Consider the following 17,371-nt stretch of genomic DNA (forward strand, 5'->3'; position numbering starts at 1 on the left):
AAAAACACAAGTGTCCTAAAAAATACCCTTTCGCCAAAAGTATTTATGCGTCATGATAATGATAGTGCAATCATTTCTTACTTCCATTAAAGCAAAGCATAAGCGTAAATAATTTGTAATATTAAACGATTTGATAGACGGACAAACAAGGGGGAACGATCGATGCATGTCCTCATCGTAGACGACGAGCCCGTCATTCGCAAAGGAATTTCGAAGATGACGGAGCAATATGTACCGGCCTTCGCTAAAGTAACGACCGCCGAGAACGGGCAAGCCGCGCTCGAGCGAATTCGGGCGTCGGAGCCCGATATCGTGCTGACAGATATTCGAATGCCGAAGCTGGACGGACTGGAGCTTTGCCGCATACTTCATGAACAATATCCGCATATCAAAACAGTAGTCATATCCGGCTACAACGACTTCAGCTATGCGCAGAAATGCGTGGATTACGGCGTAAAGCATTATTTGTTGAAACCGATTACAAAAACAGATGTGCATGAGGTGCTCGCCAAATTGGTCAAGAAGCAGTCGGCTGGGTATATTGCGCCATCCCGCTATATGGAATGGGTGGATCTCATGGAGCAGCATATATGGTCGCTCCAGACAGACGAGCTGGACGAGCTGAGCGAACGCTGGCGGGAGTACTGCCTGTCCGCAAACTTATCGCTCGCGAGATTGAAGGAGCTGCTCGGCGATTGCTGCGACATGCTTCTGAAGCGGTTCCAGGCTCGGAACTTTGTTCCGAAGCCGAATCTGAGCTTCCTGCAAGCAGGCACCGTGAAGGATGCGCTTGATGCCTTTGAAGCGGAGCTTCGAAGTATACGGGACGGACTGGCATCGGTACGTAGCGGAAATTTTCGCGATCCGATGGAAGAGGCAAAAGCGTATATCGACAATAAGCTGTCGCAGGAGATTACGCTTGATCAGGTAGCGGCGATGGTTGGGCTTACGCCGACATATTTCAGCTCGTTGTTTAAGAAAATGACGAATGAGACGTTCGTCAAATACCGGATCAACAGAAGGATCGACCGCTCCAAGGAGCTGCTGGCCGTACCGCATTTGCGTATCGTCGACATCGCGTCAGAGGTTGGTTATGACGACTATCCACATTTTACAAAAACGTTCAAGAAGCTTGTCGGCGTCACGCCTTCCGAATACCGGGCAGCTATGGGGATCAAATGAGATGAGATTCCGCAGCCTGTATGCGAAGCTGTTTTTCTACTTTCTTGTTGTGATCGGACTGACCTTAAGCGGTGTAGGCATCTCTTATACGACCTCCTCCCGCGAGCTCGACGAAATGGCCGAGAAGCAAATGGAGCAAATAGCAAGCAACGCAGTCCATCATACCGATCTGTATTTAAAGGATTACGAGCGCTCGATGGTCTCCTTGCTGACGTTCCGCTATGTCATGGAATTCATGGATTTGCCTGCCGATCGGGAGGAGTACGATTTTTATTATTACCGCAAGACGATACGCGAGGTGGGAGCGGATCCGCTGTTCATCCGCAATCCGAAGATTGCGTCTATTTCCTTGATTAGCGACAAAGGAAACGCCGTCTACTATTTTAACGAAGCAAGCGAACAGTCGTTCACCCCCGAGGAAATCATCAAGCAGCGGGATTATTACATGAGCAATACAAGCCCGCAGGGCCAACTGAGTATTTTAAAAAGCAGTATTTTGACCGGTCAAGAAAATCAGATGGTCACGCTCGTCCGCCGCATACGCGGGTACAGCTCACCGGAATTGAAAGGGCTGCTTGCGATTGAGCTTCGATCGGCCGACCTCTCCGCCCTTTGGAAGGGTGTAGATCTAGGCAAATATGGTTACCTGTTCATTACGGATGCGAAAGGGAAGATCATCTACCACCCAGAGAAGAACAAGGAAGGAACGTTATTGCCGGATGTCGTAAACAAAAAGCTCGAGCAAGCAGGCGATAATTCCTTCTTCGATGGAACCGAGGGCAGGAAACGAATGTACAAGGCGAGGACATCGGACTATTCGGGCTGGAAGCTGATCGTTTCCATGCCGGTAGATGAGGTGAGAAAGCCCGTTACCAACATTCGAAATTCAACGCTTACTGTCGGTTTATTTACGCTATTGCTCGCTATTTTTCTAGCATACCGATTCGGAAAATCGATTACTAAGCCGATTCAGGCGCTGAAATCGGGGATGCGGGAAACAGAGAAGGGCAATTGGGTGCCTATCCCGCTGCCAAAGCATCGCGATGAGATCGCAGAGCTGATGCTGCGCTACAATCACATGGTTAAGCGGTTGTCTGACGCGGTGGACAAGGTGGTCCAGGTCGAGCTGAGCAATCAGGAAATTCAAATGGAGCGCCAACGCGCCGAATTCCAGTCGCTTCAGCTGCAGATTAATCCGCACTTTATGTACAACACGCTTGAGACGATCATCTGCTATGCAGCCGTGCAGGATTCCGAGGATATAGCCGAAATTGTGCAAGCGCTCGCCTATATGCTGCGCTATTCGGTTCAGACCAATCTGGAAGAGATTACAGTTGCAAACGAGCTGAAGCATGTCTTGTATTATATGAAGGTCATGCAGCACCGGATCGGCCGCGAGTTCGAGATCGATGTCGCATTAAAGCCGGAGTATTTGCTGCATGCGATGGTTCGTCTGACGCTTCAGCCGCTTGTGGAAAATGTTTTTCAGCATGCTTTTCCCGAAGGAGTGGAGGAGTATCATTTCATTCGCATCGATTGCGGTGAGGAGAATGATGTCTTTTGGGTTAGTATCGAGGATAACGGCTGCGGCATGAAGAGCGACCGCTTGGTTGAGCTGCGGCATAAGCTGGGAGCAAACCGACTCGCTGACGGCGAGGAGCAGGATGACGCTGGCCATAAGAGCGGCATAGGCGTTTTAAACGTGCATCGGCGCATCCAGATGGTTTTTGGCGATAGGTTCGGTCTTCGCATCGATAGCGAGGAGCAGCAAGGCACAAAAATTACGATGCTTATGCCGAAGGGGCGTCAAATAAAAAGGAAATAAGACGCTCATGCAGCAAAAACGCCTCTGCCGCGACAATCGTCATTGAAGACGGTAAGCGGTCAGAGGCGTTTTTTGTTTGTTCGAGGCGGTTGAAAAGGCTGTGTTTCCTTGTGTCTAATGTGGAGTTTCTTACGATTTCAAGAGAAACGTATCCAGTCAGCATAGGAAAACACATTTCGATGTGAAGAAATGACATGTCAATGTGAACGAAGCGGGGGTATTATGAAGGCGTTTCAATAAACGGTGAGAGGTGGGAAATGAAACATGAATAGAGTGAGGAAATTCAGCTTGAGCCTGGCGGTACTGCTTTTGTTCGCGGAAATAGTGCCGTTCGGAAATCATCCGGCTACGGACGCAGCGGCTAATGACGGCATCACAGAGCAAGCCGCGCCTTCTGATCTGAAACGTATTTATTTTGTGGATGAAGAGGGCAAGGAGTATGGAACGAATGGTGAAATTAGACTGAATAAGGGCGATCTCAAGAGCTTGTCGCTGAAGGGCCGGATAGAATCCGACGAGGAAGTGGATCTAAGCAGCATCACAAAAACGTACACAACCTCGACTTCTGACGTATCGATTGATTCAGCGGGAGTCTTGACGGCAAATCAAGTAGGAGCCTCACTTATTTATGCAGAAGTGAAAACAGGGAGTGCCCATTTAAAGACAAATGATCTATGGGTAGATGTCGACGATCCGAACGAGTTCTCGGCGGAGGAATATGTTTTTTCCAACGTATCGGTTACGCATTCAAGGATGGTTGCAAAAATTGGCCACCCCGCTTTAATCGAGCCCGGAGATTTTTATCCGGAGGTAGCGCTGCTCTCCAACATAAATGGACGCGTGAGCGGAGAGCTGATTTTGGACGGTGCGTCGGTTGTAGGCCAAATCCCTGCGACGTCGCTTCAAAAAGGGGATACGACAAAGCTATCGCTTCCTGGCAAGGCGAGCAAGCAGGGCGTATACGAGCTTCGTTTGACCATTGAGCGCGAAGGTGCGGGGCCTGTTTATGACTCTTACTATTTCACAGCCTGGAATCAGAAGGACATCTCAAAAGGAGAGAGCGAGATTGCTTTCCTAGGCAAGAAAAACAAGATGGTCTATGTCAGTGACTATAAAGGCAATAAAATTATGGACTTCTCGAACGCCGGCTACAAAGGCGGCGGAGTGAAGCTTCCCGATATTCCGGTGCAAGAGGTTGTCGAGCCTGGTGATGGAGACGATACGGCGCGCATTCAAGCCGCAATCGACCGCGTGGAGCAGCTTCCTGCAAATGAGCAAGGCTTCCGCGGCGCGGTGCTTCTAAAACGAGGAAAGTTTGAAGTAAGCGGCACGCTCTACATACGAGCAGGAGGAATCGTTCTGCGCGGCGAAGGCGACGACGAGAGAGGGACGGTCATTCACGGAACCGGCACGACCAAGCGAAATCTGCTTATGATCGGCGCCTCAACCGGTCCAAAAATCGAGTCGGCAACGCGTGCGGATATCGCCGACCTGTACGTGCCGTCCAGCGCGAGAACCTTTCGGGTAACGGATGCTTCCACCTATCGTGTAGGGGATCAGATCATCGTCCGCCGTGCTGGAAATGACCGCTGGATTCACGAAATCGGCATGGATTATATCTATAACCGTCCGGGCGGAGGAGCGACCCAATGGTCCGCATTCAACCTCGACTTCGATAGAGTCATTACTGCAATCGAAGGAAATGAGGTTACTGTCGATGCGCCGATCTCAAACGCGATCGACCGCAAGTGGGGCGGCGGCGCCATTTATAAATATTCCGATGCTGAACGCATCGAGCAGGTCGGCGTCGAGCATATTCGCGTAGACAGCGATTTTGACAAGAGTATCATTGAAACGGTCATGGACAATGAAACGACTGCTCCCTATTACGCTGACGAAAACCATGCCGAGCGGTTTGTCGTGTTTGGCGGCGTCAAGAACGGTTGGGTTCGAAATGTAACGGGCTACCATTTGTCCTATTCGCTTGTCCAAGTGAGCCGCAATGCAAAGTGGATTACGATACAAGATAGCAAAATGTACGATATGGTCAGCATCGTAACGGGCGGCAGACGGTACGCTTTTCACTTCATGGGGCAGCTGAATTTGGCGCAGCGCATTTATACGGAGACAGCACGGCACGCATTTGTTGTAGACAGCCGCGTTATGGGTCCAAATGTCTTCTTGGACAGCGAATCAACCAAGGATTACAACACGAGCGAGCCGCATCACCGCTGGTCGGTCGGCGGGCTTTTTGACAGCGTGAAAGGTTTGATCTCCATTCGGGATCGGGCATGGCTTGGCAGCGGGCACGGGTGGTCTGGTGCAAATTATGTCACTTGGAACACGGAAGGCGAGCTGACGAGCCAGCAGCCGCCAACGGCGCAGAACTATGCAATCGGCCATATTGGACCGAAGGTTCCGGGTCTGGTGCCTTCCACTTATGATCCTCGCCCTCGGGCAGATGCCTATTGGGATAACGAAGGAAAGCATGTTAAGGTCGACAGCCTTTATAAACAGCAGTTGGAAGAGCGGCTCGGCAAGCAAGCGGTGAAAAACATTAAGTAGAGGTGAAGAGCATGAGACGAAGATTAAAATTGACAATGATTACGGCATTAATCGCCTTAGCTTCAACGGGATGCGCAAGCAACAGCACGACAGGCAATAAGCCTGCCAATGGCGAGAGTGCTCCGGAGGGAGGCAAAACTTCATTCTCGATGTCCATGGCGACCAGCGGCAACAAGCATGCGGAACGTTCGGCTGACGTAAACACGGAGAAATGGGTACTCAAGCTGGAGGAGCTGACGAATACGGATCTGGATATTAAGATGATCCCTCTTAAGGACTTTGCCAGCAAAATGTCGCTGCTATTTGCTTCGAACGACATTCCTGACGTCGTTCAGAACGTGGGAGGGGCTACATCCAAAGGAATGTCCGGCTCTGTAGAATCAGGCATATTCATGCCGCTCGACGACTTGTTGAAGGAGCACGCTCCTAACTTAATGAAGGCGGTTCCAGCGGAAGCCTGGCAGGAAACCAGCTACGACGGCAAGATCTACGGCATTCCAGCTTGGCTGTCGAATCCGTCGCGCCGCGCGCTGTTCATCCGTACCGACCTGCTTGAGAAGACGGGGCTGCCGGCACCGAAGACGGTCGACGAATTTTTGGACGTCATGCGGGCGATGAAAAAAAATGGCGTGGAGTTCCCGTACCAGATGAGGGAGAACTTTAAATACGCCGATACGGTTATGGGAGCCTTCGACGTGCTGCCTTCGCAGTTCGAGCTGCAAAATGGAGAGGTCGTTCCGAAGTTTTTTGACGTGGAGAACATGTCAAAAGCGCTGGAGACTTACAAAACGATGTACGATGAAGGTTTGATTCCGAAGGACTTCGCCTCGCTGACTTCAAGCGACTATAGCAAAAACAACGAAAGCGGAAGGTCAGGAATGTGGTCCGCTAATGCACAGCTGCTGCCGGAGGTTCGCGGCAAGCTGAAAAACGCGGTGCCTGATGCGAAGCTGGATATTATCGCTTCGCCGCGCGGTCCCGAGAACGTCGGCGGACATCTGCTCTACTCGAGCATTAACACTTCGTACTATATCAACAGCAAAGTACCGAAGGAGAAGGCAATCAGCATTATCAAATTTTTCGAATGGATGCTGACGCCGGAGGCTGAAACGTATTTCTCATTCGGCATAGAGGGAGATACCTATACGAAGGAGAGCGACGGCAAAATCAAGTTCACGCCGCCAACAGCGCCCGAAGCGATGGATGAGGACCGGTTCCGCAGCATGTTCTGGTTCGTTCACGACATGATTTACAACAAGGCGAGGGAGGAGATGACGGAGGACGGGCGCGACATGATGAACTTCCTGGATACGGTTGTGTCGAAGGAAGGGCTTGGAACGGTTCGTTTCTCTCCTGCACTGGAAACATTCTCGAAATACCCGGATGCATCCCCGCTCGGCGATGACGTCGGACCGAAGCTGATCATCGAGCACATGGTGAAAATGATCTACGGCAAGGAGCCGATCTCCGACTGGCCAAAGGTCATTGAGGAATATAAGAAAAAAGGCGGTCTCGAAATTATTAAGGATGCGACGGAGCGCTACAACAACGGAGAAGGCGTCATTGTCACGGAAAATCGGAAATAGAGGACGCTAAACCTTTACAATCGGAGGAAAACCATGACGATCGTATATGACGAGGCTGCGCAGACGTTCCATCTGCAAAGCCGATCATCGAGTTATATCATGCAGCTTATAAAGTCCAAATACCTCGCACACGTTCACTGGGGAGGCAAGGTTCGGGGCACAAGCCCCGGACAGCTTCTTGCGATTCGGCGCAGATGCTCCTTCTCTCCGTCGACCGATCCAAGCGACCTGACACTGTCGCTCGATACGCTTCCGCAGGAGCTTCCCGGCTTCGGAGGCAGCGATTTCCGTGTTCCCGCGTATCAAGTGCAGCTTGAGAACGGCACAACAGTCAGCGAGCTGGTCTATGAAACGCATCGCATCTATGCCGGCAAGCCCGCGCTGGATAGCCTTCCTTCAACCTATGCGATGGAGGCAGGCGAGGCAGAAAGCCTAGAAATCGTCCTCTGCGACTCTCTTATCGGGCTGAAGGCAGTTCTGACCTACACGATTTTCCGAGAGCTGGATGCTGTAGCCCGTTCCGTTCGCTATGTTAACGAAAGCGGCCGCAAGATGAAGCTGCTGCGCGCGCTCAGCATGGGTATCGACTTCCCGCACGATGACTTCGATATGCTTCAGCTGTCAGGAACATGGGCGAGAGAGCGCCATATCGAGCGTCGCCCGCTCGTATCAGGCGGGTCGGTCATCGAGAGCAGGAGGGGAGCGAGCAGCCACTCTTTGAATCCTTTCCTTGCGCTTCTCTCGAAGGGCGCGAACGAGGAGCAAGGCGAGGCATTCGGCTTTAGCCTCGTATACAGCGGCAGCTTCACGGCGCAGGTGGAGGTCGATCCGTATCATACGACTCGCGTCGTTATGGGGATTAATCCGTTTGACTTCTGCTGGCTACTAGAGCCGGGAGAGTCGTTCCAAACACCGGAGACGGTGCTTGTCTATTCGTCTGAAGGGCTCGGCGGCATGTCCCGGACTTACCATAAGCTGTATAGGACCCGCCTATGCCGCGGCGCTTACCGCGACCGTTCGCGCCCGATCCTGCTCAACAACTGGGAGGCAACGTACTTTGACTTTGACGCGGACAAGATCGAGCAGATCGCTCAGGAGGGCAAGGAGCTCGGCGCGGAACTGTTCGTGCTTGACGATGGCTGGTTCGGCAAGCGGGATAACGATAAGAGCTCGCTGGGCGACTGGTTTGTTGATCAGCGCAAGCTGCCAAACGGCCTGCCGGAGCTAGTCGAGCGGGTGAGCAGGCTGGGCTTGCAGTTTGGAATATGGTTCGAGCCTGAGATGGTATCGCCGGAGAGTGAGCTGTACCGAACGCATCCAGACTGGTGCTTGCATGTGCCTGACCGCCGTAGAACGGAGGCGCGGCAGCAGTTAGTGCTCGACTATTCCCGCCAGGATGTTCGGGATTATATGGTTGCGGCGATAACGAATATTCTGCAAAGCTGCCCGATCACTTACGTGAAGTGGGATATGAATCGCAATATGACGGAAGTCGGTTCGGCGCTGCTTCCTCCTGAGCGGCAGCGGGAGACTGCGCATCGCTGCATTCTCGGCTTATATGAGGTGTTGGAGCGTCTCACCACGGCCTTCCCGTATGTGCTGTTCGAGAGCTGCTCCGGCGGCGGCGGGCGCTTTGACCCCGGCATGCTCTACTATATGCCGCAGACCTGGACAAGCGACAACACCGACGCTGTCGAGCGGCTCAAAATTCAATACGGTACGAGCATCGTCTACCCTATCAGCGCGATGGGCGCACATGTATCTGCCGTTCCTAACCATCAGGTGCATCGGACTACGCCAATCGAGATGCGCGGGCATGTCGCTATGTCCGGCAACTTCGGCTATGAGCTGAATCCGGCCTTGCTGACTGAGGCGGAGAAAGCGATAGTGAAGCAGCAAATCAGCTTATATAAGGATATGCGTTATCTCATCCAGAGCGGTGAATTTTACCGATTGCGCAGTCCGTTCCAAGGAAACGATACGGCGTGGATGTTCGTGATGGAGGATGGCTCTGAAGCGCTGGTCGCTTATTACCAAGTGCTCTCTGAGCCAAATGCGCCGCTGAAGAAGCTTCGATTGAACGGCCTGAACCCCGATCAAGACTATCTTGTATACGATGCAGATCGGCCTGAGGACGGCGAGGAGCTGTTCGGCGGCGACGAACTGATGAGGGTCGGATTAAAGCTGCCTGTCTGGAAGGGCGATTTCCGCAGTAGGCTTTACCGATTAAGAAGGGTCAATAGCTAAAGCAGATAGAAGGAGATGTTCACATGAGCTCGATTGGGAATGGCGGTACTAAAGCACAATTCATAAATCGCGTATTGGAGCTGCCGGTATTCGATACGCATACCCATTTGGTAGGCGACCGTTTGGGCGCTCGCGATTTTTGGGAAATCGCGCATTACTTCTGGCTGTTCCGGGAGCTGCAGGCGGGCGGTTATCCAGCAGATGCCGATAAGCTGCCGGAAGAAGAGCGTATCGCTGCTTTTCTAGACGCTTACAAGGAAACGAGAAGCACGCTGATGAACTGGGCCTTTACTTCGATTATGCGAGAGCTATACGGCATCGAGATTAAGGATGCCGCATCCATTAGAGAAGCGATTGCCGCGGTTAAGCGCTCCAGTGGAGGCGAGGGCTTGGCGCAGCAGACTGCTGACCGACTGAACGTACGCAGGTTCGTCGTGAATCATCCGGAGCATGCGGCCTTCGATGGGATGCGCGAGCATGCGGTGCTTATTCCACGAATAGACGGGGCACTCGGCCAATGGGGAGATCGCGTGGCTCGCTCCGATGATCCATCGAGTGAGTTTCTGGTCGTGCAGTCTGAAATTAGTCATTTGCTGGGCGCTTACGGAGACGCCGGTTTGCCCGGCGTTATGACGACGCTGCCAGCTTATGGAGCTAGCGCTCATATTCGCCGAACGATTGGCCATGGTAGCAGCCGCGACGAAATTATGATGGAGCTCCTGCATGCGGTATGCGCAGCGGCTGAGCATAACGGCCTGCTCGTTCAGCTCTTTCTAGGCGTAGAGCGCTCGTGGTGCGGAACTGCCGTTCCCGTAAACGATACGGAAAGAATTTTAAAGCTGACAGCCTTATTTGAGAAATATAGCTGCCCATTTGAGCTGGTGCTCGCATCGGAGCTCAATAATCTAGATGCGGTGCAGGCAGCATGGAATTTCCCGAATGTGCATATCGGCGGCATGTGGTGGTTCAACTTTCGCGCAAGCACCTACCGAGACAGCATGCAATATAGGCTCGAGGCACTGCCCGCAAGCAAGAGCTCTCTCATCGTATCCGATGCTCGCTGCATGGAATGGAGCTTTGGCAAAATTTTGCTCGTGAAAAAGCTGGCCGCCGAATTCCTTTGGGAGCGGTTGGAGTCGGGATGGATCGATTACGATACCGCGCTGCATACCGCGGAGCAATGGCTGTACGGGAGCGCGGCCAAGCGCTATGCCTTGAATGAAAAAAGACAAATTCTGAAAGGATGAGACGCCATGAAGGCAAACAGCTTTGCAGGAACTATGCTGCCGGCTCCACGAAGCGGCGGCTTTAAGATAGAAGGCTACTGGGTCTGGTGCGGCTCCGTCGTTCAAGGCGACGATGGCCGGTTCCATATGTTCGCCTCCAGATGGCCAAAGAGTTTGCCTATGCATCCGGGCTGGCTTGTTGCATCAGAGATTGTGAGGGCTGTATCCGATACGCCCGAGGGGCCTTATGCTTTTCAAGAAATTGTGCTTCCGGCAAGAGGAGCGGAATATTGGGATGGGCGCAGCACGCATAACCCGCATATCGTCAAGCATAATGGCGTCTATCTTCTCTATTATATGGGCACGACGCATCCTTTGTCGGAGCCCGCTTCTGGCGACGGGTACGGACTTGAGGATCCGCGCTGCATCGTTGCCCGCTCGAATAAACGGGTTGGGCTTGCGGTTGCAGACAGCGTATTCGGCCCTTGGAGAAGGAGTGACACTCCGCTTCTTCCGACCCGTCCCGGGCGCTTCGACAGCTACTTGACGTCGAACCCGGCCCCATGCGTGCGGGAGGACGGCTCTGTGCTGCTCATCTACAAGGCGCGGCGTTATGAGGGAAATGAATTCGGCCAAATGACGATAGGTGTCGCCGAAGCGAAGCACTGGAGCGGTCCTTACAGCGTCAAGTCGGAGAAGCCCGTATTCCCGCCCGAGCAATTCCATATCGAGGACCCGTTCATCTGGCAAACGAGTGACGGGTTCTCGCTAATTGCCAAAGATATGGACGGTACGTTAGGCGGAGAGAAGCATGGGGGCATTCAGGCATTCTCCAAGGACGGCATTCATTGGGAGCTGTCCGATCAACCGAAAGCCTATTCGCGCACCGTTCGCTGGGATGACGGAACGGTACAGACGATGGGAAGCATGGAGCGGCCGTTTCTGTTGTTTCAGAACGGGAAGCCGACACACTTATTTACTGCGGCAGCGGATGGACCGGGAGGCTTTCGGCAAGCCTCGCATACATGGAATATGGTCATTCCGCTAGAGGAATCGGGAGGAGAATGAGCAATGAAGGCAATATTGGTTGGTCTCGGCAGTGCAGGCTTTAGCTGGTACAAAAGATTAAGAGACAGGGGGCTGCTCGCAGCTGTCGTTGAAGCGGACCCCGCCATGAAGGCTAAGCTGGAAGGGGCGCCTTATCCGTTCTATACCTCTTTGGAGGAGGCGCTTGCGTGCGAGGAGGCTGACTTCCTCGTCAATGTGACTTCGCCGGCGGCGCATACGCGGGTGAACCATGCTGCATTCGACAAGGGACTTCCCGTCCTCTGCGAGAAGCCGATCTCGTTCGATTATTCGGAATCGGTAGAGATCGTGGCAAGAGCTGCGAAGGAGAATATTCCGTTCATGGTCGCAGAGAATTACCGGCGTTTTCCTTATGTCCGCAAAATGAAGCAGCTTCTGGACGAGGGAATCATCGGTACAATCTCGACGATTGACATTCAGTTCCGCCGCTATCATCAGGTTCAGCGCAAGTATGCTGTACGTATTTTGGATGATATAGGCGTACATCACTTCGATATGCTGCGTTATTTGACGGGACTGGAGGGAAAGGCCATCCAGGCGAGATTATATAATCCGATTGGCAGCTGGGAAGAGGAAGGCGCGCTAATTAATGCAAATGCGATCATTGAGATGGAGGGCGGATTAATAGCGGGTTACACGGCAACGATCGCCTCGAGAGGCCCGGAGACGTTATGGGGCGGTGATTGGCAAATCGAGGGAACAAACGGCGCGCTGGTGCTGACCGGCAAAGAAATTCGGGTTTACAAAGAGGGCGGGATACAGTTGATTTCCGACTTCGCCGATGTAGGCGAAACGGATATTTTGACTGAGTTTCTATCCTCGCTTGAGACAGGACGTGAAGCAGAAACAAGCGGCAACGATTATCTGCTTACGCAGGCGCTCGTTCATTATGCTAATCTATCCGGCGAAACGGGACACAGGATGCCAATCGAATTGCCGGATTTGGGGAGGGCCAAATAATGACGGCTTTGACATGGACGGAGGCTGCGCCTGGAGTATGGCGCGCCACTATAGGAAATTCACAGGCACTTACCCCCTTATCCTTGATCGGAGCAGAGCCGAAGCTGGAAGCGCTCGGACAGATGGCGAAGGCCGCTCCGCCCTTTGAATGGGAAGAGGTTCGAATCGAGGAGTCAGCAAGCGGACGCCGCACGCTCGCGCTGCCGCTGGCAGCGAATGAGAAGCTTTATGGAACTGGGCTTCAGTTCATGCGAATGAATCAGCGTGGGCGGACCCGTTATCTTCGCGTGAACAGCGATCCGAAGCAGGATACTGGGGAGACGCACGCACCGGTTCCTTTTTATGTCAGCGACCGCGGCTACGGTGTTCTTATAGATACGGCACGCGCGGTTACGATGCATCTTGGCTCGGCTGTTCGCTTGGACGCGATGAGCAAGGAGGATGCGAAGGACCGCAATCGCGACGCGAGCTGGCGGGCAACGCTGCCATCATCGCGAGCGGAGATCCGCTTGCCGGAGGAAGGAGCGGACATCTATGTTTTCTGCGGTCCAGCGCTTCGCGATGCTGTTAGCCGCTACAATCTCTTCTGCGGCGGCGGTGCTTTGCCGCCTAAGTGGGGGCTTGGCTTCTGGCATCGCGTGCCAACCTTATTCAGCGAGAAGGAGGCGCTGGCAGAAGCGATGGAATTTCGCAGACGGGATTATCCTTGCGACGTAATCGGTTTGGAGCCGGGCTGGCACAGCCGCAGCTACCCGGTTACGTATGAGTGGGATGAGGAACGCTTTCCGGCTCCTGAGCGCTTCGTTCGCGAGCTGGCGGATAACGGCTTCCGCGTCAACCTATGGGAGCATCCTTATGTATCGCCAGAGAGCGAGTTATACCGAGCGCTTAAGCCGCTATCGGGCGATTATGCCGTTTGGGGAGGACTCGCCCCCGATTACGCGCTGCCGGAAGCCCGCGAGCTGTATGCGCAGCAGCATAAAGAGAAGCATGTCGCGATTGGCGTGTCAGGCTACAAGCTGGACGAATGCGACGGCAGCGAGCTGACAAACAATTCTTGGATGTTCCCGGAGCACGCCAGCTTCCCGTCGGGGTTGGACGGTGAGCAGATGCGGCAGCTGTACGGCTTGATGTTTCAGAAAATGACAAGCGACCTGTACCGCGCAGACAACCAGAGAACCTATGGCTTGGTGCGCGCATCCAATGCAGCAGCCTCTTCGCTGCCTTATGTTCTTTATTCGGATCTGTATGATCACAAGCAATTTATTAGAGCGCTTTGTAATTCTTCCTTCAGCGGGCTGCTCTGGTCGCCGGAGGTGCGCCGAGCGCGCAGCGCCGAGGACTGGGTAAGAAGAATGCAGACCGTCTGCTTCTCGCCGCTGGCGATGCTGAACGCTTGGGGCGACGGGACGAAGCCTTGGTCATTTCCCGAGGTTGAACCGATCATTCGCCGCTATATCAAGCTGCGGATGCGCCTGCAGCCTTATTTATATACGGCTTTTGCCAGCTACCGGGAAAAAGGGATACCTCCTTTTCAAGCGATGCCGTTCGTCGTAACGCCAGAGGAGATCAATCGCGCCGAGGAGCAGCGGATGGAGGCGGAGAAGCTGAATACGACGGATGGCGCATATGGAAAGCGGACTATTCCGCAGTGGGACGATCAATATATGATCGGGGATTCCCTGCTCGTCGCTCCTCTCGTGGAAGGTGAGAGCGAGCGTGAGGTGCTCCTGCCCTCCGGCTCATGGATCGGGTTTGAGACTGGTGAGCAATACAAGGGGGGCGGCGTAATAAGGGTCCGCGCTGAGCTTGCGACGATACCGATTTTTGTACGCGACGGCGCGGTCATTCCGATGATGGCATCGCTGCCGCATGCGCTCCGTCCCGGCGAGCAGGCTCCGCTTGAATTTGTGCATTTTGGTTCTGAAGCTGGATCATGCTTGCTGTATGACGATGATGGGGTAAGCTTGGATCATGAAAAAGGCGCATGCGGCTGGTGGAAGGCAGATGTAACGAAGACGGAGGATGGCGGGTTTCAAGGCGCACTGTCGGGCGAAACGGAGCTTCCGGACTCTTATTCCGGCGTGATGTGGCGCTTTGCCACGATGGGGCTGGGCCTTCATGACGAATAGACGGGACAACTAAGAAAGGGGGATAGCAAAGATGAAGCAAAGGCTATGGTACGAAGCGCCGGCAGGCAAATGGGAGGAAGCGCTGCCTATCGGCAATGGGCGGCTTGGCGGCATGGTTTTTGGCGGCGTAGCGAAGGAGATCGTGCAGTTGAACGAGGATTCGCTTTGGTACGGCGGCTCGATTCGAGGAAATAACCCCGAAGCGCGGACTAACCTGCCGGAAATTCGGAAGCTGCTGCAGCAGGGCAAGCAGAGCGAAGCGGAGCATTTGGCGCGGATGGCACTCATGTCCAGCCCCAAATATCTGCATCCTTATCAGCCTCTAGGCGAAATGCTGCTGTGGATGCAGGGGCATGAAGACGCCGCGGGGTATGAGCGGGAGCTTGATCTGGAAGATGCGGTCACCAGGGTTCGGTATGAACGAAATCACGTTACTTACGAAAGAGAGTACTTCAGCAGCGCAGCCGATCAGATTCTTGCTGTCCGATTGACAGCTGATAGGCCCGGTGCATTAACGATCGGCGTCAATCTGATGCGCCGTCCCTTCGATGAAGGGACGGCGGCGGCAGGTGAGCAGACGATTCTGATGCGCGGGCAATGCGGTCCCGGCGGCGTGCAATATGCCGCAGCGGTGCAAGCGGTGGCGGAGGGAGGAGCCGTACGGGTCATCGGGGATTTCCTATCGATTGAAGGGGCGGACGCGGTTACGCTGCTGCTCGCAGCGAATACCTCATTCCGGCATCCCGATCCGCAGCAGGCATGTCTTGATCAACTGCAGGCTGCGAGCCTGCTGCCCTATGCAAAGCTGCGTGAGCGGCATGTGAGCGATTACTCTGCTTATTATCAAAGGGTCGAGCTTGAGCTTCGCGGCTCAGGGGATCAGGCACAAGAAGAAGCAGAGCAAGCTGAGAAGCTGGCTACAGATGCTCGTTTGCGCAGACTGGCTGAGGGTGCGAATGATGCAGCGCTCTTTGCTTTGTATTATCAATTTGGCCGCTATCTTCTTTTGTCCTGCTCGCGTCCGGGAACGCTTGCTGCCAATTTGCAAGGAATCTGGAACGCAAGCTTTACACCGCCGTGGGAATCCAAATATACGATTAATATCAATACACAGATGAATTATTGGCCTGCGGAGGCCGGCGGTTTGCCGGAATGCCATGAGCCGCTGTTCGATCTGGCGGAGAGCATGCTCTCCGCGGGCAGGATTACGGCTCGCGAGCTATACGGCTGCCAAGGCTATGTCGCTCATCATAATACGAATTTGTGGGGCGATACGCATGTCGAAGGCATGCTTGTCTCATCCTCCATATGGCCGATGGGAGCAGCTTGGTTATCCCTTCATCTATGGGAGCATTACAGGTATGGGCTGGACGAGGAGTTTCTGAAGCGGCGCGCATATCCGCTACTGAAGGAAGCGTCCTTGTTTTATCTTGGCTATATGACAGAGGACGATGCTGGCAGGCTAATTACGGGACCGTCGCTCTCGCCGGAGAACCGCTTTGTTCGTCCAAACGGCGAAACAGGCACGCTTTGCATGGGGCCATCGATGGACAGCCAGATTGTTTATGCGCTATGGAGCTCTTGCGTAGAAGCGCTTCGTATATTGGGCATTGAGGTTGCGTTTCGCAGCGAGCTGGAGCAGGCGCTAGCCAAGCTGCCCCAGCCTGAGATCGGCAAGCATGGACAAATCATGGAATGGCTGGAGGACTACGATGAAGCGGATATCGGACATCGGCATATTTCGCAGCTGTTCGCGCTGCATCCTGGTGAGCAGATTCATGTACGGAGGACGCCGAAGCTGGCCGAGGCAGCAAGGCGGACGATTGAGCGCCGATTGGCTCACGGAGGCGGCCATACCGGATGGAGCCGGGCTTGGATCGTAAATTTTTGGGCAAGGCTCGAGGATGGTGACGAAGCTTATTCCCATCTCCGTCAGCTATTGACTCATTCGACCTATCCCAATCTATTCGATGCACATCCGCCGTTCCAGATTGACGGCAACTTCGGGGGCACGGCCGGCATAGCCGAGCTGCTTCTGCAATCGCATGCTGGGGAGCTTGCTCTGCTGCCGGCGCTGCCTTTGGCTTGGAGCAGCGGCAAGGCGACGGGGCTGCGGGCAAGGGGAGCGTTGACCGTCGATCTCGAATGGGAGGACGGCTTGCTCAAGGAAGCACGTTTTACAACAAAGAAGAGCGGAGAATGCTGCCTAAGATGCGGAACGTCTTCCATCGTTGTTTTTGATGGCGATAAACGGGTAGGCGAGAGCTCAGGCGGCTCCGATATCGTAATGCTTCAGTTGGAAGCGGGCAAGACATATCGAGTCGTTAGACAAACGGTTAAGCAAGGAAGAGTACTCGAATGACAGAGCTCGTTTTTTAAAGGAAGAGAAATTGACCTTATGGTGGGAGAAGGTTCAGAACAAGGCGGAACGGACGATAAGCGAATTCGGCGATAAGTCGCCTCATGTCGCGGCTGCAGATAGCTTCGTATAAACGTGGATCTTACAATAGCCCTTGATAAGCAAAGGGCTATTGTTAGTTCTGATTGATTTACATGATCATA

At 53.7% G+C, this 17,371-nt stretch carries 10 protein-coding genes; all 10 read left to right on the forward strand.

Annotation, left to right across the window (positions count from 1 at the left end; genetic code table 11):
• Window positions 1–162: 162 nt before the first annotated feature.
• The 10 genes from HI950_RS11580 (at window position 163) to HI950_RS11625 (ending at window position 17,171) form a co-directional block, all read left to right on the forward strand.
• Window positions 163–1,182, forward strand: coding sequence for a response regulator transcription factor (locus HI950_RS11580; protein WP_169082569.1), 1,020 nt, complete (start codon window positions 163–165; stop codon window positions 1,180–1,182).
• Between the two features lies 1 nt (window position 1,183).
• Window positions 1,184–3,007: a cache domain-containing sensor histidine kinase gene (locus tag HI950_RS11585; protein ID WP_169082568.1), complete on the forward strand. Its 1,824-nt coding sequence runs from the start codon at window positions 1,184–1,186 to the stop codon at window positions 3,005–3,007.
• 264 nt (window positions 3,008–3,271) lie between these two features.
• A complete protein-coding gene (locus HI950_RS11590; RefSeq protein WP_223285229.1) occupies window positions 3,272–5,572 on the forward strand; it encodes a hypothetical protein in 2,301 nt (766 codons plus the stop codon).
• Window positions 5,573–5,583: 11 nt separating this feature from the next.
• Window positions 5,584–7,158: an extracellular solute-binding protein gene (locus HI950_RS11595; protein ID WP_187768072.1), complete on the forward strand. Its 1,575-nt coding sequence runs from the start codon at window positions 5,584–5,586 to the stop codon at window positions 7,156–7,158.
• Between the two features lie 33 nt (window positions 7,159–7,191).
• Complete coding sequence (locus HI950_RS11600; RefSeq protein ID WP_169082567.1) at window positions 7,192–9,405, forward strand: alpha-galactosidase; 2,214 nt, start codon at window positions 7,192–7,194, stop codon at window positions 9,403–9,405.
• Between the two features lie 23 nt (window positions 9,406–9,428).
• Window positions 9,429–10,652: a glucuronate isomerase gene (locus HI950_RS11605; protein ID WP_169082566.1), complete on the forward strand. Its 1,224-nt coding sequence runs from the start codon at window positions 9,429–9,431 to the stop codon at window positions 10,650–10,652.
• 6 nt (window positions 10,653–10,658) lie between these two features.
• The gene (locus tag HI950_RS11610; RefSeq protein ID WP_223285230.1) at window positions 10,659–11,699 is read left to right on the forward strand and encodes a glycoside hydrolase family protein; all 1,041 of its coding nucleotides are present in this window, start codon (window positions 10,659–10,661) and stop codon (window positions 11,697–11,699) included.
• Window positions 11,700–11,702: 3 nt separating this feature from the next.
• Window positions 11,703–12,677, forward strand: coding sequence for a Gfo/Idh/MocA family protein (locus HI950_RS11615; RefSeq protein ID WP_169082565.1), 975 nt, complete (start codon window positions 11,703–11,705; stop codon window positions 12,675–12,677).
• Window positions 12,677–14,809, forward strand: a complete 2,133-nt coding sequence (locus HI950_RS11620; RefSeq protein WP_169082564.1) for a glycoside hydrolase family 31 protein — start codon at window positions 12,677–12,679, stop codon at window positions 14,807–14,809. The genes HI950_RS11615 and HI950_RS11620 overlap by 1 nt, the downstream gene beginning before the upstream one ends.
• Before the next feature lie 31 nt (window positions 14,810–14,840).
• Entirely contained in the window at window positions 14,841–17,171 is a 2,331-nt protein-coding gene (locus tag HI950_RS11625; RefSeq protein WP_169082563.1) for a glycoside hydrolase family 95 protein, read from the forward strand.
• Window positions 17,172–17,371: the final 200 nt, after the last annotated feature.

The sequence above is a fragment of the Paenibacillus sp. PL91 genome, assembly GCF_012935325.2.
Lineage (GTDB): Bacteria > Bacillota > Bacilli > Paenibacillales > Paenibacillaceae > Pristimantibacillus.